At 39.2% G+C, this 25,362-nt stretch carries 20 protein-coding genes; 12 read left to right on the forward strand and 8 right to left on the reverse strand.

The genetic code is table 11. The annotated features are described in order from the left end of the window. Positions 1 to 321: 321 nt before the first annotated feature. Positions 322 to 2,340 carry a TonB-dependent siderophore receptor gene (locus tag H5162_RS05440; protein ID WP_182757962.1) on the reverse strand — a complete coding sequence of 673 codons (2,019 nt, stop codon included), beginning with the start codon at positions 2,338 to 2,340 and terminating at the stop codon, positions 322 to 324. Between the two features lie 121 nt (positions 2,341 to 2,461). Continuing rightward, positions 2,462 to 3,436: a hypothetical protein gene (locus H5162_RS05445; protein WP_182777911.1), complete on the reverse strand. Its 975-nt coding sequence runs from the start codon at positions 3,434 to 3,436 to the stop codon at positions 2,462 to 2,464. A 232-nt stretch (positions 3,437 to 3,668) separates the two neighbouring features. Here H5162_RS05445 and gss point away from each other — a divergent pair, with 232 nt between their 5' ends. Further along, positions 3,669 to 5,552, forward strand: a complete 1,884-nt coding sequence (gss, locus tag H5162_RS05450; protein ID WP_182777935.1) for a bifunctional glutathionylspermidine amidase/synthase — start codon at positions 3,669 to 3,671, stop codon at positions 5,550 to 5,552. A gap of 151 nt (positions 5,553 to 5,703) precedes the next feature. On the opposite strand, the gene H5162_RS05455 is transcribed toward gss, so the two are convergent. Then, a complete protein-coding gene (locus H5162_RS05455) occupies positions 5,704 to 6,153 on the reverse strand; it encodes an Lrp/AsnC family transcriptional regulator (RefSeq protein WP_149981764.1) in 450 nt (149 codons plus the stop codon). 100 nt (positions 6,154 to 6,253) lie between these two features. Between H5162_RS05455 and H5162_RS05460 the strand changes: the two genes are divergently transcribed. From H5162_RS05460 to H5162_RS05470, 3 genes are all read left to right on the forward strand, one after another. Beyond that, entirely contained in the window at positions 6,254 to 6,847 is a 594-nt protein-coding gene (locus H5162_RS05460) for a LysE family translocator (protein WP_182777913.1), read from the forward strand. Between the two features lie 220 nt (positions 6,848 to 7,067). Further along, a complete protein-coding gene (locus H5162_RS05465; protein WP_182735719.1) occupies positions 7,068 to 9,056 on the forward strand; it encodes an oleate hydratase in 1,989 nt (662 codons plus the stop codon). A 237-nt stretch (positions 9,057 to 9,293) separates the two neighbouring features. Next, positions 9,294 to 9,713, forward strand: coding sequence for an HPP family protein (locus H5162_RS05470; RefSeq protein WP_145240773.1), 420 nt, complete (start codon positions 9,294 to 9,296; stop codon positions 9,711 to 9,713). Between the two features lie 84 nt (positions 9,714 to 9,797). Here the strand turns inward: H5162_RS05470 and corA are convergent, their stop codons facing one another. Continuing rightward, the gene (gene corA / locus H5162_RS05475; protein ID WP_145241796.1) at positions 9,798 to 10,754 is read right to left on the reverse strand and encodes a magnesium/cobalt transporter CorA; all 957 of its coding nucleotides are present in this window, start codon (positions 10,752 to 10,754) and stop codon (positions 9,798 to 9,800) included. Between the two features lie 337 nt (positions 10,755 to 11,091). Here corA and dps point away from each other — a divergent pair, with 337 nt between their 5' ends. Next, positions 11,092 to 11,616, forward strand: a complete 525-nt coding sequence (dps, locus tag H5162_RS05480) for a DNA starvation/stationary phase protection protein Dps (RefSeq protein ID WP_145241798.1) — start codon at positions 11,092 to 11,094, stop codon at positions 11,614 to 11,616. Positions 11,617 to 11,738: 122 nt separating this feature from the next. Here the strand turns inward: dps and H5162_RS05485 are convergent, their stop codons facing one another. Further along, entirely contained in the window at positions 11,739 to 13,406 is a 1,668-nt protein-coding gene (locus tag H5162_RS05485) for a methyl-accepting chemotaxis protein (RefSeq protein ID WP_182731128.1), read from the reverse strand. Positions 13,407 to 13,862: 456 nt separating this feature from the next. Between H5162_RS05485 and H5162_RS05490 the strand changes: the two genes are divergently transcribed. Next, positions 13,863 to 14,228, forward strand: coding sequence for a DUF2237 family protein (locus tag H5162_RS05490; RefSeq protein WP_145241802.1), 366 nt, complete (start codon positions 13,863 to 13,865; stop codon positions 14,226 to 14,228). 272 nt (positions 14,229 to 14,500) lie between these two features. Then, positions 14,501 to 16,240, forward strand: a complete 1,740-nt coding sequence (locus H5162_RS05495) for a SulP family inorganic anion transporter (RefSeq protein WP_145241804.1) — start codon at positions 14,501 to 14,503, stop codon at positions 16,238 to 16,240. A 120-nt stretch (positions 16,241 to 16,360) separates the two neighbouring features. Here the strand turns inward: H5162_RS05495 and H5162_RS05500 are convergent, their stop codons facing one another. Beyond that, positions 16,361 to 16,696 (reverse strand): zinc ribbon domain-containing protein YjdM, encoded by a 336-nt coding sequence (locus tag H5162_RS05500; RefSeq protein ID WP_145241806.1) that lies wholly within the window; start codon positions 16,694 to 16,696, stop codon positions 16,361 to 16,363. A gap of 190 nt (positions 16,697 to 16,886) precedes the next feature. Between H5162_RS05500 and H5162_RS05505 the strand changes: the two genes are divergently transcribed. The 3 genes from H5162_RS05505 (at position 16,887) to H5162_RS05515 (ending at position 20,662) form a co-directional block, all read left to right on the forward strand. Continuing rightward, the gene (locus H5162_RS05505) at positions 16,887 to 18,248 is read left to right on the forward strand and encodes an MFS transporter (RefSeq protein WP_145241808.1); all 1,362 of its coding nucleotides are present in this window, start codon (positions 16,887 to 16,889) and stop codon (positions 18,246 to 18,248) included. A gap of 180 nt (positions 18,249 to 18,428) precedes the next feature. Then, positions 18,429 to 19,985 (forward strand): sensor histidine kinase, encoded by a 1,557-nt coding sequence (locus H5162_RS05510; RefSeq protein WP_182757958.1) that lies wholly within the window; start codon positions 18,429 to 18,431, stop codon positions 19,983 to 19,985. After that, the gene (locus tag H5162_RS05515) at positions 19,985 to 20,662 is read left to right on the forward strand and encodes a response regulator transcription factor (RefSeq protein ID WP_182777937.1); all 678 of its coding nucleotides are present in this window, start codon (positions 19,985 to 19,987) and stop codon (positions 20,660 to 20,662) included. Before H5162_RS05510 ends, H5162_RS05515 begins: the two co-directional genes overlap by 1 nt. A 38-nt stretch (positions 20,663 to 20,700) precedes the next feature. Here the strand turns inward: H5162_RS05515 and H5162_RS05520 are convergent, their stop codons facing one another. Continuing rightward, the gene (locus H5162_RS05520) at positions 20,701 to 21,567 is read right to left on the reverse strand and encodes a delta-class carbonic anhydrase (RefSeq protein WP_145241812.1); all 867 of its coding nucleotides are present in this window, start codon (positions 21,565 to 21,567) and stop codon (positions 20,701 to 20,703) included. 230 nt (positions 21,568 to 21,797) lie between these two features. On the opposite strand from H5162_RS05520, the gene H5162_RS05525 reads away from it, so the two are divergent. Further along, a complete protein-coding gene (locus H5162_RS05525; RefSeq protein WP_182777915.1) occupies positions 21,798 to 23,498 on the forward strand; it encodes a diguanylate cyclase in 1,701 nt (566 codons plus the stop codon). Between the two features lie 59 nt (positions 23,499 to 23,557). On the opposite strand, the gene H5162_RS05530 is transcribed toward H5162_RS05525, so the two are convergent. Further along, positions 23,558 to 23,806 (reverse strand): hypothetical protein, encoded by a 249-nt coding sequence (locus tag H5162_RS05530; RefSeq protein ID WP_145241816.1) that lies wholly within the window; start codon positions 23,804 to 23,806, stop codon positions 23,558 to 23,560. A 186-nt stretch (positions 23,807 to 23,992) separates the two neighbouring features. Here H5162_RS05530 and H5162_RS05535 point away from each other — a divergent pair, with 186 nt between their 5' ends. Further along, the gene (locus H5162_RS05535) at positions 23,993 to 25,141 is read left to right on the forward strand and encodes a hypothetical protein (RefSeq protein ID WP_145241818.1); all 1,149 of its coding nucleotides are present in this window, start codon (positions 23,993 to 23,995) and stop codon (positions 25,139 to 25,141) included. Positions 25,142 to 25,362 lie beyond the last annotated feature (221 nt).

Consider the following 25,362-nt stretch of genomic DNA (forward strand, 5'->3'; position numbering starts at 1 on the left):
TATTGATTATTAGTGCCCACATGCAAAGACCGACGAAAGAGGAAAACTATTTCAACAAATTAAAAAACTTCGCTCTAAAGTTAACTATTACCTCTGTTAGGATTTATTTTTAGACTTAAAGTTGTGCATATTTAGGAGAGATATTGCAATATTCTATATTGGATGAAGTCAATATTTATATCTATGCGCAGGACAAGTGTTGCCCAGGACCATACAAGCAAGTTAGCCTTCAACATGGCTATCAGCAAACATTGAATTTAAAAAGCACCTTGATAACCCGCTTTGCATTAACTGTTTTAAATAACCTAGCAGGTCATCCTATTAAAATGACAATGCCACACTCATTTCATAACTTTGTGGCTCTTTCCTTACGTCATAGTAGCTATCTGGCGCATAGGTAGGGTTATAATGCTGTTTATCAAACATATTTTTTACACCAATAGTCCATTGCCACGCACTTTGCTTACTAGGGCGATAACTCAAGTGAGCATCCAAAGTCCAGTAGCTACCTTTATTATCTCGTTGTGCAATTTCTGGCACTTTTACACTGGTATGATAGCTTAGGCTTTGGTTACGCCGACTAAGGTAATTAATTCCCGCATAAAATGAAAATTGCTCATCCTCCATAAACAGCAGCCAATTTAATGTATCTTTTGCCAATGACGCTTGCTCTGAATTAACTCGGGTATAATTAAATGAAGTACTAATGCGGTTAAAGTGAGACCAATCTGCATAATATTGATTATTCCACTCAACTTCATATCCAGGAACGTGTAATTGCTCACTGCTATTTTCGTAAGGCTTACCATTTACAGACTGAATAAACTCACTCAAATAACTGCTAAACCCGCGCAGAGTAATATTATTATTAGCTGAAAAATGATAAACCCACTCACCTTCAAATGTCTCTATTTGTTCAGGATTTAGATTTGGATTTCCTGATATATTATTGTCACTGCGCACTTCATATTGCTGTAAAAAAGTAGGCGCTCGAAAAGCCGTTCCCCATATCAATTTACCAGACCACTGTTCATTACCTTGATAAGTCACAGCAATCCGCGGAGAAGTTTCTGAGCTGAACTCAGGGTAGTCATCAACCCGCACACCAACCGTCAATCCTAAGCGTTGCTCAAAAAATAGTGATTCTTGTTGAAAGTAAATAGCCCGATTATGGCTTGATGGTGTTAAGTCACCATCTCGAATCACCCTTGATTCATACTCATTAACTTCTACCGCGTTTTGTTTTTTTATCGTCTCATGATATTCACCGACTTGACGTTGTTGAAAGGTCAGCCCCACAATAGCATGGTGATTTGGATTAAACGCGTAACTCCACTGACTGCGCACACCATTTGATGTGGAATCCAAGTCTGAGTCAGAATAAAAATCAATATTGCCCTGCAGATCGGTAATCGTACGTTCAAAGTAGCGCTTCACCTTGTAGGTATACAATTGATTTTCTATCGATAATTTATCAAAGCTAAGTTTATTTTGGATGTGCGCACTGAGTGTTTGATAGCGTTGAGATTTATATTGATTTGACGAATAATGAGGATACTCTGTCGTGTAATCATCATAATTTATACCAAATTGCCACTGCTCATTGCGTAAAGACACTCCCAGACTTTTAGCATCAACATTATTATCATGCGTTGATGCAAAACCGTTGCGGTCATATTGTTGAGGATAGCCTTTGCTATCTAAGAGTCGCCCTGACAAAACAAATGTTCCGCCCGCAAACTCTTTCCCCGTATTGATAGTAGCTGATTTACGATCGTAACTGGCAACCCCTGCTGAGATGAGAGTTCGTTCAGGCGCTTTTGCTTTCGTAAAAATAGAAATCAAACCTGAATATGCATCACCACCATATAACGCAGATCCAGGTCCGCGGATAACTTCTATTCGCTCAATATTATTTATTTGTATCTGTTCATCAGGAGACCAGCCTCCAATTAAACCTTCCCGCTGAGGTACGCCATCAATAGTTAACATTACTTTGCTGTTTCGACCTGATGGAATGCCTCGGATCCACACCATGTCTCGGCCATTTCGCCGCGATAGTATTTGTACGCCAGGCAACATTTTCAATATATCTGATAGCGTTCGCGCGCCCATACTTGCAATTTGAGTGGCGTTAACTGAGCTAATAATATTCGGCGCTTGGCTTATCTTTTTTACGGTTTGTGAAGGGCTCACAACTTCAATGTTAAGTAAGCTCTCAAGCGGGATCTCAAATAGGTTAGTATCTTGCTCATTACTATATGAAAAACTTGGCAAAGCTGCCAAGCACATAACTAATGAATTCAGCGGCAAATAACGAGTCAAACGTTTAGGCTTCATATCATACTTAATAAAACTAATAACCATAAAAAGGCTAGCTTAATTACCACTATATTGCCACAAGACAACACCAAGTTTTTACTCTAGCTGATTAATTTTTTTGAAATTAATAGCAAAACAACTATAAAAATAAATGCGCAGGAAGGTACACTTCTTGGCGCAGCAACTCTCGTCCTTGTTTAAGTGCATTGTTATACGAAGGTTTATTATCAGCATGAATGTAACCAAAGAAAAATTCAAAACCTTGCATATGCTGTTGATAATATAAACGCTGCATTGGGGATGCAAAGCCCTGTCCTCTAAATTGCCCAGTAATAAAAATATCACTGATTAGTAAACCGTTAAACCCTAGCTCATCGCTCGACTCAGCCATTATCATACCCAGTGGCTTGCCTCTATAAAACGCCGCGCTGCACAATCCGGCTGCAATAGCTTCGCTGATATCGTCTTTTTCGCTAATTGGTACTATTGTTGCCATTTCAGGATGCTGCATTAAAAACTGAGTATAGTCACGCTCATACCAAGGCCAATCTTTATCAAGTTCAAACGGCTGCAATGCAATATCTGCACAGAGTAATTCATCAACAGTCAGTTTAGGATCTTGTGCTGCTAACAATGAATCAACAGCGCGGCTACCGGCCAAACTTAGCAGTTGTTTGGCTGGTATTGATCCTGATGCTGGCCATACACAAATATATCTAGGCGTACACCAGCATAATACCTTACTAATATAGCGGACCAGCTGTGCAAGTAATGGTTCTGATAACGGATGCTCACTAAACACTTCAAACATAGTCTCGTCATCATCATTACGACAAACACTGACTATAAATAAGCTACCATCATCAGCTTCTACAACTTGCGCGTATAGATCATCATCTGGCACGCTGTCACTAATTGCCCGCCTTTGACGAAGCTCGGCAAAATGCTCTGCATTACAATCTTCATTCAGCGCAAGTAAGTCTTCACACTCTTTAGCGATTGCTTTTTCAGTATCTAAACCTATAATTTTATTTAAATTATAAGTTTTTAAAACTCCCTGACCTAAGCGACGTAAACATTTTTCATCAATTTTATATAATGGATAATGACGCATAACTTCCCTTTAATGACTGTTTTTAGTTAATATGGGGACAATAAAGACGTAAATCAACTAAATGATAATTAAGTGATTAATGAGCTCTTTGTAATACGCAATAACGGTTGGTCTATGCATCTAGCAGCAACATATAAAATGCCTGAAAGATTATATTTATTATCTTGCTATCGGCCTTATTCACTCCTATAGTCTGCAAATTATCACTCCTTAATTTTGAATTACTTTGTCTATTAAATCCCGCGTTCCTGTCAGTCAGTTTGGTGAATTATTAGGTTATGCGCCTGGTAATGTTGCTGTTTATTCGTCTGATTACGATACAGCTGACGAAACAATTTATCCTAACCGTAGCGCCTATCGTAGTTACCTCGATGGTATTTACATGGGCTATAAATGGCAATGTGTTGAATTTGCGCGACGCTGGATGTATCTCAATCATGGCTATATTTTTGATGATGTTGCAATGGCTTACGATATTTTTGAGCTACGCTCAGTGCGTGACATAAACAATCAAACCAGGTTGCCTTTACAAGCATTTCGTAATGGTGCAAAACACTACCCAGTGGTAGGAAGTTTACTCATTTGGGAAGAAGGCGGTGAATTTGAAGAAACTGGCCATGTTGCGGTGGTGGTTGAAGTACATCAGGATAAAATTCGTCTTGCTGAACAAAACGTGGCCCATCAGCTATGGCCGCAAGATCAACAGTGGTGTCGCGAACTCAAAGCGAAAGTCACAAAAGAAGGTGACTACTGGATTGAGTGCTCTTACAGTGACGCCACTATTTTAGGCTGGATGACACAAACTGAGTACAGCGAATTTAGTGAACCTACGCCTGAAATAAACACTGATCTGTTTGCCATAAAAGCCCAATATGCAACTGATTATGGGCAAGCCACTAAGTCATGGCTTAACATTGCCAATGACGATGAAGCAGCCTACGTAGAAATGATGCAAGGGCATAAATTGACTTCAGTTAATGCTGATCAACATCATTATTTTACAATTTCAAAAACCGCTCAACAAACTATTGAACATGCTACCAATGAATTACATGGCTTGTTTATGCATGCAACAGACTATGTACTGCAGCATCCTGAGCTATTAAAAAAGTTTAATTTACCCGATGCGGTGCTCAATAAGATTCGCCAATCATGGGATAATCGCTTAAATCAACTGATCACCAGTCGATTTGATTTTGCATTAACTCCCGCAGGCTTGAAAGTCTATGAATACAACTGCGATTCAGCATCGTGCTATATGGAAAGTGGCAAAGTACAAGGTAAATGGGCCAAACACTTTGGTGTTAAAACGGGTATTGATGCCGGCCATGATTTATTTAAAGATTTAGTAAGGGCATGGCGAAAAAGTGAAGTAAACGGCCTTGTCCATATATTGCAAGATGATGAGCCAGAAGAACATTACCATGCATTGTTTATGAAAGAAGCTATTGAAGCCGCTGGTTTTGAGTGCAAAGTAATCATTGGTTTGACTGATTTACACTGGGACGCAGCGGGTAATATTGTTGACGCTGATGGCGAAAAACTCAGTTACGTTTGGAAAACATGGTCATGGGAAACCGCTCTTGATCAAATAAGACTAGAGTGTGAGGCTGATCAATCCCAAAGCGATGATTTTGAGCCGCACTGGCAATCTGGTAAAACCCCACGTTTGGTCGATGTATTACTTCGTAAAAATGTGATGGTTTTTGAGCCGCTGTGGACATTAATACCCAGTAATAAAGCAATTTTGCCAGTACTGTGGAGTTTATTTCCAAATCATCCGTTTTTACTCAATACTGCATTTGATTTAAATGATGAACTATTGCAAACAGGCTATGTCGTTAAACCGATTGTTGGTCGATGCGGTGCAAATATTCAACTCGTTGATGAACAACAACACGTAATAGAAAAAACAACGGGTCATTTTGCCTCTCAAGAGCAAATATACCAGCAGTTATTTGCCCTTCCTAAAGTAGCTGATTACTTTGTGCAAATATGTAGTTTTACCGCAGCAGGTAAATACGCTGGTGCTGGCGTACGCGTTGATAAAAGCATGATTATAAACGGCCACAGCGATTGTATGGCACTGCGTATCAGCGATGATAGTTACTTTTAATTAAACGTGCTTTAACCTCAATTTTGAGCGCATATCAAACCCAACAAGTAGCCTGTTTACTGCTACTTGTTGGGTAAATAAAGTGACATAAACCACCAAGCAAGGACTCAGCATAAAATTAAAAGTGGCATCGCACCGTTAGCGCTAGCATTTACGCCCGCTCATCTTTTGGTGAGTCCATCACTACATGCGAAGTGATCGTTCGTACCTGTGGGATTGATCCTAAAACATCAGCATGGAATGCTTTATAAGACTTAATATCAGCGGTTTCTACTCTAAGTAAATATTCAAATGCTCCTGTGACATTATGGCACTCTTTAACTTCATCAATAAACTCAAGTGCTTGTTCAAAAGCTCGTTGTGATTTCGTAGAGTGCTCATTTAAACCCACCCCCACATACGCGACAAAACCAAGTCCAAACGCTTGATTATTAATAACTGCTCGGTAGCCTTTGATCACACCTGCTTTTTCTAACTCTTGTACACGGCGCAAGCATGCTGATGGGGATAAACCAACCAAATCAGCAAGTTCAGCGTTGGCAATTCGACCACTGCGCTTTAATTCTTGCAATATCCTGTCGTTAATTCGATCTTTTTTCATATTAAGTTGCTAAAGTAAATTTATAATAGATTAATAAGCGCAAAAATTGCGAGCCATACAAAATATAATTGCACAATCATTATCAACTGAGCAACTATAAATGAATATTGAATTGGTATCAGCATTAGCATTATTTGCACTTGTATCTTCCATCACCCCAGGTCCTAACAACCTGATGTTAATGAACTCAGGCGCTAACTTTGGTTTTAAACGTTCATTGCCACATTTACTCGGCGTAACAATTGGCTTTGTGATCATGCTCGTATTGGTTGGTTTAGGTGTCATGCAATTGTTTGACTTTTTTCCATGGAGTTACCAGCTATTAAAAGTGCTTTGCATGGCTTATTTGCTTTATCTTGCTTATAAAATTGCCAGTAATAAAACTCCTATCGGTGCTAAAAATAGCGATACTAGACCTTTTTCTTTTATACAAGCATCTTTATTTCAATGGGTTAACCCGAAAGCCTGGACTATGGCATTAAGTGCAGTAAGTGTTTATGCCCCATCCAAAGGAATTGGCGCAGTGGTACTTGTAGGCCTTATTTTCGGTATAGTTAATTTACCCTGTGTCTGCTCATGGACGTTAGTCGGACAAAGGCTACAAGTATGGCTAAAAGATCGCAAGCGCCTACGAGCATTCAATATTTTTATGGCTGTATTGTTAGTCGCCTCGGTACTTTTTAGTATGCTGTGAGTAATAAAACAAATAAACGCCTTAACAATGGCAACTTGGTTAAGTTGCCATTGTTAACCTCAATTTCGGATAACAAATCAATTTCCAGCAGCTAACTTATAAACCCCTCGCGAACTAAAACTTTGATCTACTACAACATGACTATGCTTGCCTCGTGCAATTATGGAGAGACTTGCAAACAGTACTGACACTTATCTATATTCATGAAAAGGGATGGCTAATGACGAATAAAGCAATAGCGAAGTTTAATATTTCTGCAACCGCAGCAAGTAATTTCCAACATGAAGCTGACGCAACGGCTGATTTTTGGAGCAATAAACCACTTAATACCTTGCCCCCTCATGATTTTATTGCTCCTTATGCACGTCATAAAACGCTGCCTACACCCGGTATAGAAAAACGTAATGCTTGGATCATTGGTGGAGGTATTGGTGGCCTAGCAGCGGCATTTTATCTTATTCGTGATGGCCATATGAGCGCTGAAAATATTACCATTTTGGAAGAAATGGATATTGAAGGCGGTTCAATGGATGGCGCGGGTAACCCTGAAGACGGCTATATTATTCGTGGTGGCCGTGAAATGAACTGGAATTACGACACCTTGTGGGATCTGTTTCAAGACGTTCCCGCTGTTGAACTGCCCGAAGGCTATTCTGTGCTTGATGAGTACCGTTTAATTAATGATAACGACGCTAATTACTCACAAGCCCGTTTAATAAATAAATGCGGTGAGATACTCGATGCAAGTGACTTTGGCCTGAATAAAGCCCAGCAATGGGAGCTGATCCGTTTAATGCTCAAGCGCAAAGAAGAGCTTGACGATCTCAGCATTGAAGACTATTTCAGCAAAGGTTTTTTACAAAGCAATTTTTGGTTTTTATTTCGTACTATGTTTGCCTTTAAAAATTGTCATAGCTTGTTAGAAACTAAACTGTATTTGCATCGCTTTCTTGATTCTATTGATGGCTTTGCCGACATGTCTGTTTTACTTTTTCCGAAATATAATCAATACGATACCTTTATTAAACCGCTTGCTAATTTATTACGAGACAAAGGCGTAAATTTTCAATTTGCAAGCCGTGTAAACGATCTGGATATAACATTTACTGGTAATAAAAAAACCGTAACGGGGATCCATGCCACTGTAAAAGGTGAAGCACAGCATATTAACGTTGCTTCAGACGATTTAGTTTATGCACTAACGGGTTCAATGACAGAGCATACAGCTTATGGCGACATGCAAAATGTGCCCGAACTGAACTGTGAAAAACATGATCCCGGCGAAAATAGCGGGTGGAATTTATGGAAAAACCTCGCGAAGAAATCAGCTGTTTTTGGTAAACCCGAAAAATTTTATGGCGATATTGATAAGTCTATGTGGGAGTCAGCCACACTGACTTGCAAGCCATCCCCACTTATAGATAAGCTAAAAACATTATCAGTAAACGATCCTTACTCTGGTCGCACGGTAACTGGCGGCATTATTACTTTTACAGACTCTAACTGGCTATTGAGTGTAACGTGTAACCGCCAACCTCATTTTCCAGATCAACCCGATGATACGTTAGTACTTTGGGTCTATGGTTTATTAATGGACAAACAAGGTAATCGTATCGTTAAAACAATGCCACAATGTAGCGGTGAAGAAATAATTACGGAGCTTTGCTACCATTTGGGCATTGAACAGCAGCTTGATGAAATCATTGCCAATACCAAGATACGTACAGCGCTAATGCCTTATATCACAGCTCAATTTATGACTCGTGCAGCTGGTGACAGACCCACCTCAGTTCCTGAAGGTTGTACAAACTTAGGTTTGATTGGTCAATTTGTTGAAACCCACAACGATATTATATTCACGATGGAAGCCTCTATTCGTACAGCACGTATTGGGGTATATAAGTTACTTAATATCCCTAAACAAGTGCCCGACATTAGCCCAACCCAATATGATATTCGTAACCTAATTAAAGGAGCTAGAGCGCTCAACAGCGGCAAGCCCTTTATTGGCGAGCGGTTATTACACCGCCTGCTTGATAAAACCTACTTTGCTCATATTTTACCGCCATTACCAGAGCCAAGTAGTAAAGAACAAACCCATTTTGAAGCAGAAATGCATGAGCTACTGGGCAAAGGCAACTCGGCGATACATAAATTTTCAAACTGGGTTGGTACACTAAGGGATAATTTTTCGCATAAAGATAAATAATCTGAGCTTCGGAGAGTAAATATATCTCCATTGGCTATTAATCTAAACCAGCTGATGACCAAGCTAAAAACTATTCCTATACAAAAAACCAAAGCCTTGATCTTGATAAAGTGCAATAAGAAAAAATAAGGCTAGAATGATTAATAATATGAGCTCTGGATAATCCATCTATCTCCAGTAGCTATTTTAGTAAACCTTTTAACCAAAGTTCTAGTTAGTGATTTCACGGGAGCCAAAATGAGCCAAACAGTTGCAGATTTAATGACATCAGATCCATTTGCCGTAAGTGCAGAAAACACCCTACACGACGCACATAATCTAATGAAGGAAAAAAATATCCGCCATATTCCGGTAATTGATAACAATGGCGAACTAGTGGGTATGTTGACACAAAAAATCATGATTGCCCAAGTGATGAATATTATGGCTAATTACAGTCCTAGCGCACTTGAACGAAAGGAAAAACAAACGAAAATACACACTATTATGGCAACCGATTTTGCCACTGTACTAGCAACCCAACCACTGCAAGATGTTGCTCGGTTTTTTGTTGATAACCGCCATGGTTGCATGCCTGTGATCACTGAAAAAAATAAACTCGTGGGTATACTTACCTCGTCCGACTTTGTGCGCCTAGCGGCTGCTTTATTATCTTAATGCAAGGTGATAATAAGACCGCTATCCGTATAAAATGAATATAAACTCGTATAATAGTGTATGCCAAGTAGTCATTGGCACACACTACAGCCAGCCTTTGTGTTTAAAAAATAAATAAGGGGCAAAGCCCGATAGCAACATAATGCCAATTGCAAATGGGTAACCCCATTCCCATTGCAGCTCAGGCATTATATTAAAGTTCATCCCATATACACTGGCTACTACGGTAGGTGGTAAAAAAACCACCGAAGCAATAGAGAAGGTTTTGATAATTTGATTTTGTTCAATGTTAATAAAACCTTGTGTTGAATCCATCAAAAAGTTCACCTTATCAAACAAAAAGGTACAGTGAGACATTAGCGTATCTATATCAAGTACAATTTCTCGTAGTGATTCGCGATCCTCATTTTGTACACCTAAACGACGTATTAAAAACGAAATATTGCGCCGCGTATCCATTAAACACAAACGCACTTTCCCATTCGCATCCTCTAAACGCGCGATACGACTGACCGCTTCTTCTAGATCAGAGTCATCTTCTTCTAGTACATATGCACTGAGCTTCTCTAACTGATGATGCATATCCTCGAGCATATCAGCATGGTTTTCGACTTTTTGATCGAATAATGTAACCAATAACTGTTTTGGCGTATCACACATTACTTGACCTTTACGTGCTCTTAAGCGTAACAATCGAAAGTCAGCCAGCTCGTCATCGCGAATGGTCAGCAAACAGTTATCCTGTAGTAAACAGGCAACTGTTACCGTATTAAAACGTCCTTCATTGGGCGACATAAACAATGCATGCACATGCAAGCCTTCATTGTCGATAAAACATCGCGATGAAGCTTCAATCTCTTGCACATCCCCTGACTCAGGAAAAGTTATATTGAGCGTTTTTGCGAGCGTATTTCGCTCATCTTCCGTTGGGTTGATTGTGTCAATCCAGTGTGCATTTCTGATTGATACTTCAAGAGAGGTATCGGATGAAGGCTCTAACTCTTTGATCACCCCCTGCTCGATAGAAAAAAATCTCAACATGCACTTCTCCTTTAATAACAAGATGAGTTGAGTATATGTAAGTGATGATTAATCAACAATGACAATACACTCCTGCATCTCAGTTATTATTAATAGTAAGCAATTCGCTAACACGTAACAGCACCTTTTGTTTTGCAGATTTTACAAAAAAGTGCATATTTTTCATGGCATATCAAAGAAAGCTTTCATCCCCCTCCTTTGAAAAAAATACAAAACATTAAATATCAGCAACTTAAAAAATAATTTTTATCGGCACAACCATTGCTTTATATAAACTAACGCATGTTCATAGACTTTATTAGACGCTGTGAACATTCCTTATAAATCAGGAGGAATAATGAGTAACAATAACGAAACAAACAAAATCGCTGAATTTACTGCCCCAGGTATGAATGAAGAATCTGCAAAAAATACCATTGCTACACTTGATAACCGCATGGTCGCACTGATCGATTTACAATTGACTCTAAAACATATTCATTGGAATGTAGTTGGCCCAAATTTTATTGGCGTGCATGAAATGCTCGACCCTCAGGTTGAAGTGATCAGAGCAATGACCGACACCATCGCCGAGCGAATCGCTACGTTGGGCGGAGTTCCAGTTGGTACTCCAAAATCGATAGTTGATCGTCGTTCATGGCAAGATTACTCAATTGGTAAGGGCTTGGTAAAAGATCACTTAGTTGCGCTTGATAAAGTATATAATGGGATTAATGGCGATCACCGAAGTGCGATTGGCAAGCTATCAGAGCTCGATCCGGTATCTGAGGATATGCTAATTAGCCAACTTGCCGATTTAGAACAGTTTCAATGGTTTGTGCGTGCACACTTAGAGTCGTCAACGGGCAAACTCAGCAGCTAATCTAGCGGTTTTGTGTTCAGTTTAAACTGACTAATTTATATTTAAAGTCAAAGATCGGGCTATTTAAAGCCTGATCTTTATTTATTACTGATCAACAATAATATCGCCACTTTTTGTTTATATTAGATCTTAAACTGACCTACTAAATTGCCTAAACTCTCCCCTCGACCAGCTAAGTGATGACTAACTGATGAGGTTGTTTTAATTGAACGTGTTAGCTCATTAACGATTTCTTGAATCGCAAAAACGTTACGGTTAATTTCCTCAGTTACACTACTTTGCTCTGTGGCAGCTGTAGCTATTTGCGTGCTCATATCGTTAATTGTGGTAACCGAGCTGGTTACCGCCCCTAAACTTTCAGAAATTGCGCGAGATGACTCAACTGAGCGATTGCAGCTTTGCTGGCTTGCCAACATTGCCTTTACCGCTGCTGTGACTAGCGTATGTAACTCATTAAGCATTTCATTAATCTCTAACGTGCTCTCTTGTGTACGACTGGCTAAACTTCTCACTTCATCAGCTACAACCGCAAAACCACGGCCTTGCTCGCCAGCCCTTGCAGCTTCAATAGCCGCATTAAGGGCCAATAAGTTAGTTTGCTCAGCAATGCCACCGATAACACTTAATACACTGTTAATTTTTTTAGATTGTTCACTTAATGAATTAACCTGTTCAGCAGCTTGATTAATCTCACTCATTAAATTTGAAACTTCTTCTAAAGAAACATCTACACATTTTTGAGCATTGGCAACATCTTGCGTGGCTGACTGGGTTGATACCGCCACTTGTGTGGTATTTTGCGCGACTTCCTGAGATGTTGCTGACATTTCGGTGATCGCCGTTGCTACCAGCTCAGTTTCATGATTATGGTTTACTAACTGATTTTCAATTAACTGTGTTTGTGTATTGATATCATTTGATGAATCTTTTACATCACGAGTTACATCTGCCACATTGGTGATAATGCTATGTAGTTTACTAACAAACACATTAAATGAATTACCCAATTGACCAATTTCATCATTACTATGCACTTCTAAGCGCTTAGTCAGATCACCTTCGCCTTTTGCTATATCATCTAAGTTTTGCACCATATTTTGGATAGGCTTTACCATATTGTTTGCCGCAATTAAGGCAAAAAACACCGTCAACATCACCCAAAATAATGCAATTAATAACAGGGTCGTTACTTTTTCATTCATATGAGCTTGTATTGTTGCTTGGTACTTTGTTAGCTCAGCTTCGATATCATCCATATAAGCGCCCGTTCCTAGCATCCAATCTGTACCAGGAACCATCGCTGCATAACCCATTTTTTCAACTAACCCCGTTGTATTAGGCTTTTGAAAATCATAATAAAAAGCACCGCCACCTTGTCTTGCTTGCTCAAGTAATCCAACAATTATTTTTTTACCATTGGGATCGGTCATGGCTATTTTATTTTGCCCTTCAATTGCATCACCCAATAGAGCATGGAAAATACTAACGCCTTTTGTATCATAGATAAAAAAGTAACCATCTTTGCCAAAAGTGAGATCTCGCAATGCATTTTTTGCATCTTCTTTAGTCCCCTTGGCTAGTTCGTAATTAATTATTTGGCGGCCTATCTCAACCTCAGTTGCTAATAAACTTTCTTTGTCAGCAATTAATTTTGTTTTAAACGATACAAAATTTTGCTGCTGATTTTGATACTCTAAATAATATGAGCTGGCCATTAAACTAATTAAAAGCAGCGTGAGCGGCAAAATAGCTAATAGCAACAGCTTGTTTTTCAGACTTAGATTACTCATTTTTCCTCACGTGTAACAATGTAAAGCTCCATGGTATTGATACATCGAGAGCTTATAAAAACTGTAATTATACTGCCAATTACAATTAAGTGTTTATTTGAAATCAGAAGCTATTAAAATACCATATTCACATATATATAGATTCTGGATATAAGACAAACGTATAGTAGCTGCAAGTTACCATAATAAATTTTTACTAGTACAGTAAACGTAAAAATTGCAAGCCAACAAAAACACAATTGCACAATAATTACACAACAAGCAACTATAAATGAATATTGAACTGATTTTGGCCTCGCCATTAGTTTGATGAACTGACGTTTAATATTTTTAATGGCTATGTTATTTGTGATCTCCATGCTATCTATCAATATTAAGCTTTTCATCCACCACGTTTTCACATAGTCTGAAAGCAGACTCAATGTAAAACAATACAAATTATAACAAGGTAGTTTTATGAGCAATCAATTAAATGTATTAGGTACGCGCTTGCATTTGTGCTGCGGGAATACAGGCTACACTCGAGAAGGGTTTTGCTATGTCCCTGCATCTGATTTTGGTAACCACAGTGTATGTGCCATCATGACTGAAGAATTCTTACAGTTTTCAAAAGCACAAGGCAATGACTTGATAACGCCTAATCCAATGTACGATTTTGCAGGCCTAAAGGCTGGTGATAAATGGTGTTTATGTGCCGTGCGCTGGCACCATGCGGTTGCTGAAAACGTAGCTCCGCCGGTTATACTTGAGGCCACCCATGAAAAATCGTTACAAGTAGTCTCTCTTGAAGTATTAAAGGCTCACCAATACTCTGCACGTTAAAAGTTTCCAATAGGCATTTACACACTCTAAGATAAAGCCATTGCGCTGGTTTTATCTTATTCACCATCTAGTATGATATTAGCAATGTGATAACACCAACCAGCTAATATCGCTCAACCTTAAACTTTTTCATCAGACTTAACACTCAATCAAAAGCAGTCCTAAGCCTAAGTATCTGCTATTTATTAAAAAAATCCTCCCCCCTGAGCTATACTTGTTAATATATTAAATTTACTATCCAAGTGTGCTTACGATTAAATAAGGAAACTTTAGTGCTGTCGCGTTTGTATGATTTTATGCCGGGTTTAAACACTTTACTTCATTATGAACGAAAGTGGTTTGCTGATGATGTGAGAGCTGCATTATCCGTTGCCGCCGTTGCTCTACCTGTTGCTATCGCGTATGCACAACTTACTGGGGTTAACGCCGCTGTTGGGCTATATTCATGCATATTACCCATGATTTTATATGCCTTGTTTGGTACTTCCAAACAATTGATTGTCGGACCCGATGCTGCAACATGTGCGGTTATTGCTGCGGTGGTGACACCACTTGCAGCTGGAGACAGTGTTAAACACTGGCAACTCGTTGTAACTATGACCGCGATGACCGGCTTTTGGTGCTTTATTGCTAGCCGATTTAAATTAGGGGTATTAGCAGACTTCTTATCTAAGCCTATTTTAATGGGCTTATTAAACGGTGTTGCAATTACGATTATTGTCAGCCAATTTTCTAAAGTATTCGGTTTTACCTTCGATGACAGATATTTACTTGAACGATTAGGAGGTGTGCCTACTTATTTATCACAAACCCACATCCCTACTCTATTAATGGCCCTGTTTACCCTCGGTGTTTTTTTTGCCATGAAGCGACTAAAACCAACTTGGCCAGCATCTATGTTTGCTATCGCATTTGGTGCCCTATTAGTGTGGGTTTTTAATTTAAAGCAGTTTGATATCAACACAATTGGCACTGTAACCGGTGGCCTTCCAGTGTTTAACACCCCTATTTATGATATTGGTATTATTCGTGAACTTGTCGTGCCTGCACTTAACTTAGCAATAGTCAGCTTTGTCAGTATGATGCTAACCGCTCGCAGTTTTGCAGCTAAAAATGGTTACGACATAGATGCTGACAAAGAGTTTAGAGCGTTAGGTATTGCGAACATTGGATCTGCTTTATCACAAGGTTTTGCTGTCAGTGGTGCAGACTCTCGTACAGCTGTTAACGATGATTCCGGTGGTAAAACGCAATTAGTGTCGATTATCTCAGCGGGAATTATTGCTGTTATCGCCCTATTTTTAACCGCTCCCCTAGAATTTATTCCCAGTGCAGCATTAGGTGTTGTGCTTATTATTGCTTCAATCCATTTATTAGACTTAAAAGCCATTTGGCTATTAAAGCGTAAAGACAAACAAGCATTTTACCTTGCGCTAGCCACCTTATTCGCAGTGTTATTTATTGGCGTAATACCAGGCATCACTCTCGCTGTACTATTGGGGTTATTCCAGTTTATTCGCACCGTAATGCGCCCTACCGACAATATATTAGGTGTTGATATTAAGGGCGTTGTTAGGAGCCTTGATGCCACAGATAAAGCAAAGTCAGTACAAGGAGTCTTTATTTATCGTTTTAATTCTCCTTTAACTTACTTTAATGCCGGTTACTTTAAACGGCGTTTGCTAGAACAATATGCGCGGCAAAAAGACGACACGCAATGCGTTATTATCGACGCAGTCCCCTGCTTCACCCATTTAGATTTAAGTGTCATGGCCATGCTCGCAGATTTAGACGTGATATTTAAAAAACGTGGTATTCGATTAGAACTAGCTGGCAGAAAGCGGCAATTACTATCATGGTTTGAAATTGCTGGTATGACATCCGGTAAAGACGGCATCTACGTGCATTCAGATCTCTATATTGCCTTACAAAAAAACAGCGTCAGCCAACCAAGTGCACAAGTGAATTTATTTACAACACATCCAAATGAGGGTACTGCAGAACAGTTATAAACATGCGTATGTAATTATGATTGTTGCAAGCAACTAAGGCGATAGTCCTTGCTTCCCCTAATTTAGTAAGGACTTTATACAAACCACGTTTTTTCGTAAATCACTCAGTGCAAAACCTGTTCAGGCTTTTTTAACAAATTTAGCAGTCACTATCATTTCGCCTACGCCATCGACCTTACAATCGAGCTGATGATCTTTAGCATCTTTTATCCAGCGTATAACCGCTTTACTGCCAATTTTTATCACTTGTGAGCTACCTTTGATTTTTAAATCTTTTACTACAGTCACTTTATCGCCTTCGCACAAAAGCGTGCCATTGGCATCTTTTACGCTAATCACATCATTTAACAGTATCGCATCTGGATCCCACTCATAAGCGCACTCAGGGCAGATCAACAAGGTTTGATCTTGGTATACAAAGTCAGATTGGCATTTAGGACAGGAAGGTAAAGACATAAATTAGCGTGCGTAAGTAAATTTATAACAATGGTAATGGCTAATAATGATTTTGTCTATTTGTGGAGTTATTACGATATAAAGTTAATAAATGCATTGCTAAAGCATACCAATGAAGACTTTAAACTACTTGGAAAACATCCCTAGTTATTCTAGTATCTATTGGTCAAAGCTTATTATTTGCATTTAAATGAAATCATTTCCGTCACTATATTTTGCTAATCTATTTTTAATTATTGGCACCGGTTTACTCACCACCTATTTAGCCCTCTATTTAGGGAAAAATGGCATCTCGACCTTTTGGATTGGGTTAATGACCTCGTGTTATTACATGGGTTTGTTGCTTGGCTCAAAGCTTGGTTATCACCTTATTAAATCGGTCGGCCATATTAGAACCTTTGCAGCCAGTACCGCCGCTGTTTTAGCGTGCGTTGCAGCACATGGCGTTAGCGATAATATTTATTTATGGTTAGCCCTGCGGCTATTTGTAGGCCTTGGTATGATGTGTAATTACATGGTGCTCGAAAGCTGGCTCAACGAACAAGCTGCACCAGAGTCTCGCGGGCGAGTGTTTTCGTTTTATATGATCACCTCTTATCTGGGTATGATTTTAGGTCAATTTGCATTAGCCGAATTCCCAGAGCTTGGCTATGCACCACTATTTTTAGTGTGCATGGCGCTGGCAATTGGCATTATTCCTATTTCAATCACTCGTAGGATTCACCCCAAGCCATTAAAACCAATTCAAGTCAGTCTGTTTGACTACTTTAAAAAAGTACCGCAATCACTTACAGCTGTTCACTTTGCGGGTATTATAAATGGCAGCTTTTACGGCCTTGCACCAACATTTGCCAAGTCATCTGGGTTTAATTCGTCAGAAATTGCCATTTTTATGTCTGCCACTATTTTTGCAGGTCTGATCGCGCAATGGCCAATGGGGATATTGTCGGATAAAATACGTCGTAGCGTGTTGATCCGCACCAATGCGGTTGCGATTGGTGTAGTTAGCTTAGCTTTATTTTTGCTACCTATTACGCAAACACTCGCCTTTGCACTCACTTTTATGTTTGGGTTGTTCGCCTTTACTTTATATCCATTATCCTCAGCCTTAGCTAATTCACGCGTTGAAGATGAAGAGCGCGTTGGCGTGTCATCTGCGTTATTAGTTGTTTTTGGAGCCGGTGCAGCACTTGGTTCAACTGCCAATGCACAAGTTATGACCTATTTTGGTCACCAAGCCCTTTATGCCTCCATCGCATTATTAACGGTGATAATGTACTTATTACTCACTTACATTAATTCGAAACAAAAAGTAGAACAACCGGAGTCGAGTGATTACGTTGTAGGCACATCAGACGTTACCAACTCGCCTCTGGCTGCGACCATGGATCCACGAATAGAAGAAACGACTGCCCACGAGCAAATGTTGGTGGTCGATGAAATTGATGATGAATATGAAGAAAACAATGCAGTCTTTGATACCGATGATCCGCAGGGTGACCTGTTTAAAGACTTTCAAACGCAAGACGAAACCGCAGAACTAAAAAAATAGCGATTCATTTTCGATATAATAAAAGCAGGTAACAGCCTCTATTTAGCTGCTTTTATTTAGCTTTATAGAGCAGCTATCGTCATCTACGTAAGCTTTAGACTCGGTACTTAGTTACGAGTCTATTGCGTAGCAAAAACCTTCCATGTACCCTTATCAAACGTCCCAAATCAGTAAACCACTATGTATAAGCGCAAACTTTTTTATTTTGGCCTGACAACTGCTTTTATTTTATTTTTGGCACTACTGAGCACCGCAATTTCCGCTCATTTAACTCGCGAAAACCTGCTACAAAGTAATATTGCTCAGTCATTATTAGTTGAGCATGAAAAGCTATCGAGTATTTCTTACCGACTTTTTAAACAGCTAACCGATGAAATCATTTTTGGTCAAAATGCCAACCAAGCCTATGTACGAAAAAAACAAAACCTGATCCAGCAATCAATTAACCAAATCAAAAAACTGGAGATTGAGCAACGCAATGCATTAGGCCTATCCTTCACTAAAGGCAGCGTTGAAGACACCGATGAACTTGTAAGGCTCATTGATGAAATAACTGTTGAATTTAGAGCCGTAGTAAGCAGTGATAACAAAGCGCCTTTAAATCAGCAAGCACAGCTAAAACGCTTACTTGAAGTAACCATAGACGATCAATTTAGAGAGGCAATCAACTCGGCAGTAGCGCGTCAGGCACGTGTTGTGGCGGCGATCAATGCAAAAATTGAGATGCTTAATACCACTATTTTATGGTTTGCGATTGGCCTAGGTGCCCTCTCAATTCCGCTAATATTATATGGCTGCTATTGGCTGTTTAATCAACTTTATCAACCACTGATATTAATCGCTAATGCAACTAACTCGATTGCGTTAGGACACTATCAAAAGCCAATCTCAGTAAAACTAGATGATGAGTTTGAAGAGCTTGCAACATCGATAAACCAGCTTGCACTGCGCCTGCAAGAACACGAAAAAAACGCAATAAAATCAAGAAAACAATTAGAACTTGAAGTAAAACAGCGCACCAGTGAGCTCACTGAAGCCAACCTGCTGCTCACAAAAACTGACTCTCGGCGCCGCCAGTTTATCGCTGATGTATCACATGAACTGCGCACACCACTGACGATTATCAGAGGTGAAGCGCAAGTTACACTAAGAATGCAATCGGTATCGGTTGATGACTTTAACCAAACCCTCACATCAATACTTGAGCAAGCTGTAAGCCTAAGCCGCTTAGTTGATGATTTATTACTATTAACACGGGCAGAGATGAATCAAATAAATCTCGAAGTTATACCGACCAAAATCATGTCGTTGATCGCATCAGAAGTTGCTAAATGGCAAAAGCTCAATCCAAGTCGTGCTATAACCTTCGAAGCCAGCACAGAACTAAATGAGCAACTGGTCACCATAGATATACGACGGATCCAGCAAGTACTGGCTATTTTATGCGATAACGCGATCAAATATTCAAAGTCAAATCAACCTATTGATATTAGCCTACATAGAACAGATTTATTGATCACTATTGCTATAAAAGATTATGGCGAAGGGATCTCAGCAGCTGAAGTCGATAATATTTTTGAGCGCTTTGTGCGCTTTAGTAAACACAGTGAAGGGCTTGGGCTTGGGTTGCCAATTGCAAAAGCCATTATCGAAGCTCATGACGGCAGTATTAGCGTTACCTCAACCCAAGGGCAAGGATCTATATTTTCAATCTCTTTACCGGTAGGACACAAATGATGAATATTCTTCTCGCAGATGACGAACTACCACTGTTAAACTTTCTATCACGGGGATTACGCAGTGAAGGCTATGAATGTACAAGCATCAATGAATTACATGAAGTCCTGCCGTTTATTAAAAAAAACTCACCGCAAATAGTGATACTCGATAGATTATTTGGTTCACAAGATAGTTTATCAATATTGGAAGCGGTCAAAGCCCTTCCCAACCCACCTATGGTGCTAATGCTAACTGCCTTAGACGAAGTCCCTGAACGCGTCAAAGGATTGGAAATGGGAGCGGATGATTATCTATGCAAACCTTTTGATTTTGACGAACTATTAGCCCGTGTATTAGCATTAAAACGCCGTATGACGGCACCGCAACAGCAAGACCAAACAACGCTTAATATTAGCTCATTAGCATTACTCATTCAGCAACGTATTGCATTACTAAATGGTGAAGAATTAGCACTGACAAAAATTGAATTTGAGTTACTGCTGTACTTTGTAGAAAATCAAGACAAGGTGCTGTCTCGTGAGCGGATACTTAGTCGTGTATGGCAAACTTACAGCGAACCCAATACTAATATTATTGACGTGTATGTCAGCCGATTAAGAAAAAAAATAGAAACAGAGCCTAATTTAACTATTCAAACGTTGCGCGGAAATGGTTATAGGATGAATCTAAAATAGTGCGAGTTGACTACTCGCACTTTAAATACAGGATTAAATCACTGAGAAATAGGTGATAACAACTTAGGGTTTTGCACTAAATTACGCACCCCATGGGCATGATCTTCGTTAAATACATTCTCATCACACCACTTACCAACACTGTTGATATCGACTACGGCAACGTGTGGTCTAACACTCCAACTAACTTGTAATGGCGATGCTTTTTCATTATATGCAGGGCCCGTTGTTGAACCTAAATACTCAATAGGGATGCCGGTATTAGTAGGAATATTAGGTGCTTGGTAATAACCATTAACTTGCTCAACATTTGCAAGCTGTGCAAAATTAATAGCATCTTTGTCATTGGCTAGCACGATTACTTGTCCTTCAACTCTAAGAGCTGGATTCATTGTGCTTTGAGCTAAACAAGCCCCCAATGTCGGGCCAGGTGTAACTTGTGCTGATGAATAAACAAAGTGTACTTCTAGAGTATCACCCACCTTTAACGACTCACCTTTTGCCGCACAAATTTTACTTTTTACAGGCTGTAATTGAGCAGCTGATAATTTGCGCTCAGAAAGGTAACCTGTATGATGACCTTTGCCATCTCCATTGCCAGCATAAGTGGTAAACTCCCCGCCTTTATGCTCCGCATTTTTATGAAAATGAATGTTGCATAAATTAAGCTCACTACGGCTTGGCGCCATCCCAAAGCTACGTAAGTTAGTACCATAATTTTGGTCTATATCGCGAGGTGATTGTGGCCCAAAACCTTTACCCAGAGTGTTTTTATCAAGTGCTTCACGTTGCTCGGCCACAATACTATCACTAACATTCTTTGCGCTCACAACCGCACTAGTAACTGCCAATGTAGACAAACCAATGACACATGCACATTTTACAAAAACTGCTGTTTTAATCATTTTCACTTTTATTTATGCCCTTTATAAAGTTAATAAGGCCATGTTATTGAAAATATCTAAAAAAGACTTAACTGGAACATTAAAATAAGATTAAAACCCAGCGAATAATAATCAATGTATTTGAAGAGCCTAAAGCCTTCCCTTTAAATATATACTAGCTGCTTATTTTATTGCTCGACAAACAAACAATTAAAGTTAAAAATAAGTCTTTCATAAGAGGGACTTTATGTATGGTAAACCGTGTTTTATACCTTTTTTTGCTTATTTTTATCTCATGCGGTGTATACGCAAAGACTGAGAGCCTTCAATCACCTAATGTTAATATCAAGACCGCTAATGTTAATTTAACTCAATTTCCTATGGGTTACTTTATTGATACAAGTCTAGAAATGCCTTTCGAACAAATACAACAGCAACAATTCACCTCAAGTAAAAGTGAAGTAACCTTAGGGCCAAACGCAAAAATAACCTGGTCTAAAATAATCATTAACAATGAGTCTCCACAACAACTGCGGCTATTTTTGCATAACTCAGATGCATATCACCTACAAGACATTGATTTTTATGAGACAAAAAATGGAGAACTATTAAAACAAATCAACATTCAATTAGATAAGCCAGGACCACATCCCAATATATTTGGCGGTAGTGCCATATTTTCATTTCATCTTGCAGCAGGTGAAAATAAGACAATTTTTGTTAGAAGCGTCACTTTTTCTCACCAGTGGTATGCCCTCGCTCTTTTCGATGAGGAGTACTCAAAACGCGCATTAGTTGGCAGTAGTAGCTACATTGCTTTGCTTGTGGGAATGATGCTGGCATTAATGCTTTATAACTTTTTCTTATATTTATCGGCAAGAAAAATTGAAAACATTGTTTATGCCTTTTATTTAATTTCCGGCATCATTTGGGTATCACTTTCCTATGGTTTAGGCGCTAACTTTTTTGGGATTTTTAGTGCCGACCTTCTGCAATTTAACTCGACTTTGTATAGCATGCCTAGTTTTTTAATCCTATTTATGATGCTTATATTTGAAACCAAAAAGCGCTACCCCAAAGAGCATATTGCACTGTGTATTATTTTAACTATATTAGTAGCCGAATTTTTTTATAGTCTATTCGACTTGGTTAGCGCATTAAAACCTGCGAGCAGTTTAGCTGCACTAATGATGACTGTGACTTTAGGAGTATCGATATCTTTATGGCGAAAGCGAGACCCCCTCGCTAAGTACTTCTTTTTGGGTCATGCAATGTTTATTATTTTTAATATGTTGGCGGTGCTTTATTACAAAGGCATAACCGAATCAAATCAAATTAATAGTCATGGCGTGGGTATAGGTATTGTACTTGAAGCGCTAATGATGGCATTTATTTTGTCATACCGGATCAGAACATTAGAAAAAATAAAATCAGCACAATCTGAATTAAAGCGCCTCGCAGATACCGACCCTTTAACCAAACTATATAACCGCCGCTACTTTGACAAAGCCTGTTCGCAATTGCTAGCAAAAAGCAAAACTGCAAAAAAAGAGCTGTCGATAGTTATTGCCGATCTCGACTTTTTTAAAGGCATAAATGACACTTACGGCCACGATATTGGCGATCGCGTTATTATCGAGTTTGCAAATATTTTAACAAAGCAACAAAAAGTAGATGATATTGCATGTCGATTTGGTGGCGAAGAATTTATATTATTACTGAACTGTGATGCTGACAATGCCAAGATTATCGCACAACGTATTCGCAGTACCGCTGAAAAGTGTATTGTGAAAACAGAAAATAACCAAGAAGTTCGCTTTACTGTCAGTATTGGTATCAATCAGGTATCGCAAACGGCTAACAATATAAAAGAAAGTATATCATTGGCCGATCAAGCTCTTTATAAAGCAAAAAAACAAGGCCGAAATTGTGTTGTTGTCATTAAAGAGTAAGTCTATTAATAACTTTTACCACAAAAGGTTACGGCTGATTTTCAATTGCCTTTGCAAGATTAATGTAACTTTTTAGGCCCACTACGAACAAGCTCTTTACCGTTTTCAAACACATCTTGTGTTACCCAGCGACCTAACAACAACTTGTGGTTATCATCAAGTACTGCTACAAACGGGCGACCATTGGTATTATTGGTCGCCAGTGCCACACCGGCTACATTTTTTAAGCCCAATCCACCGTTATCAATCAATAACAAAAAAGCCTCTAGCTCTGCGAGGGTGTCAATTACATCGTTATCATTAATCATGCTGTTTACTCAATTACAACTTAATAAGTGAAGGATAGCAGTTTATGAAAATAGGCTCTAGAGGCTGATTAAAAGTTAAAGATGAGAGTTAAAGCCCTAATCAACGTATTTATTTGCGCTTACTCGCTCTAAATCAGATAGTAGCCTTTGCATTCAGACTATTAAAACAGCTTATATAGGAAAACCATGATCAAACGACTTTTAGCCGCGAGCTTAATCTTCTCTTCCGGCTCTGTTTTTAGTGCTAACCCAACAGTTGAAGAGCTACGTATTAAGCAAGCCACAACCGCTATGCCACAAGTTTTAGATATCTTTTCTGAGGATATAGCGCTATTTGAACAAAGCTGGAAAAGCCTAAGAAACTTTAAACAGGCAACTGACTTACTACATGATTACTCAACCCAACTCTGGCTCAACGCCAAACAACACATTACCGTCACTAAAAGCTACGATGACAGAGCACTTTACTGGGCTCGCCTACTTTCAAGTAAAATAATCCGTACAACAAAACCTGAATTTGCATTAACAACTGCCGAGCAAAGCACATTGTTAACAATGCTAGAAAATGGCAGTCGCGGTCGCACCGACCTTGCCTACTCTAAAAACACCACCAAAAAGATTTTACTAACAGGCTTTGACCCATTTTTGTTGGATAGTAACATCAATCAAAGTAATCCATCCGGTGTGGCCGCATTATTACTCGACGGCCAAGTAATTACTTATCAAGGCATCAGCGCTGAAATAAATACTGTAATGGTGCCTGTTCGCTATGAAGACTTTGATCAAGGTATTATTGAAGAATTACTCGCCCCCTATTACGCACTGAACAACGTAGATATGATAGTTACCGTTAGCATGGGTAGTAAAGACTTTGACCTTGAACGCTTTCCAGGTAAGCGGCGCAGCGTAACCGCCCCCGACAACGCAAATATTGTCTATGGCGGCACAGCAAAAGCGCCACTTATTCCAAACCTAAACGATCGTCCATTGCCTGGCAGCGAATTTGTGCAGTTTAGTTTGCCCATTACGCAAATGCAGCAAGCCAAAGGGCCCTTTCCGATAAATGACAATCACAAAGTTGTTACACTGGAAAAAGCCTTTGAGCCTAAAATTTTAGCTGAACTAAAAGGTGCGATTGCAGTAAAAGGCGGCGGTGGCGGTTACCTGTCTAACGAAATTTCGTACCGCAGTATTCGCCTGCGTGATCAACTCAATTCAGATATTCCTACTGGGCATATCCATACACCGCGCATAGCGCAGTTTGAACCAGAAACAGAAGCTAAAATAGTCAAACAAATTCAAGCAATGTTAGAGCAAAGCTTAGTGGCTTTATAAACCAATTTATAAGAAGATATGACTTCAGGCTTCCTCCTCTAAAGAGGGAAGTCTGAAGTGGGTGGACTATGTCACGCCTGTTACAAGTGGTAATACTCTAAACTAATTACTTATTTCATTTAGCCGCAGCACTTTTACACATTGAATTAAACAAATCAATGATATCACCCCATGTTCGTTTGTTCCCTATAAAGGCGAAAATACCTATAAAAACAAACTGA

The organism is Pseudoalteromonas sp. SR41-8 (assembly GCF_014163915.1).
Lineage (GTDB): Bacteria > Pseudomonadota > Gammaproteobacteria > Enterobacterales > Alteromonadaceae > Pseudoalteromonas > Pseudoalteromonas rhizosphaerae.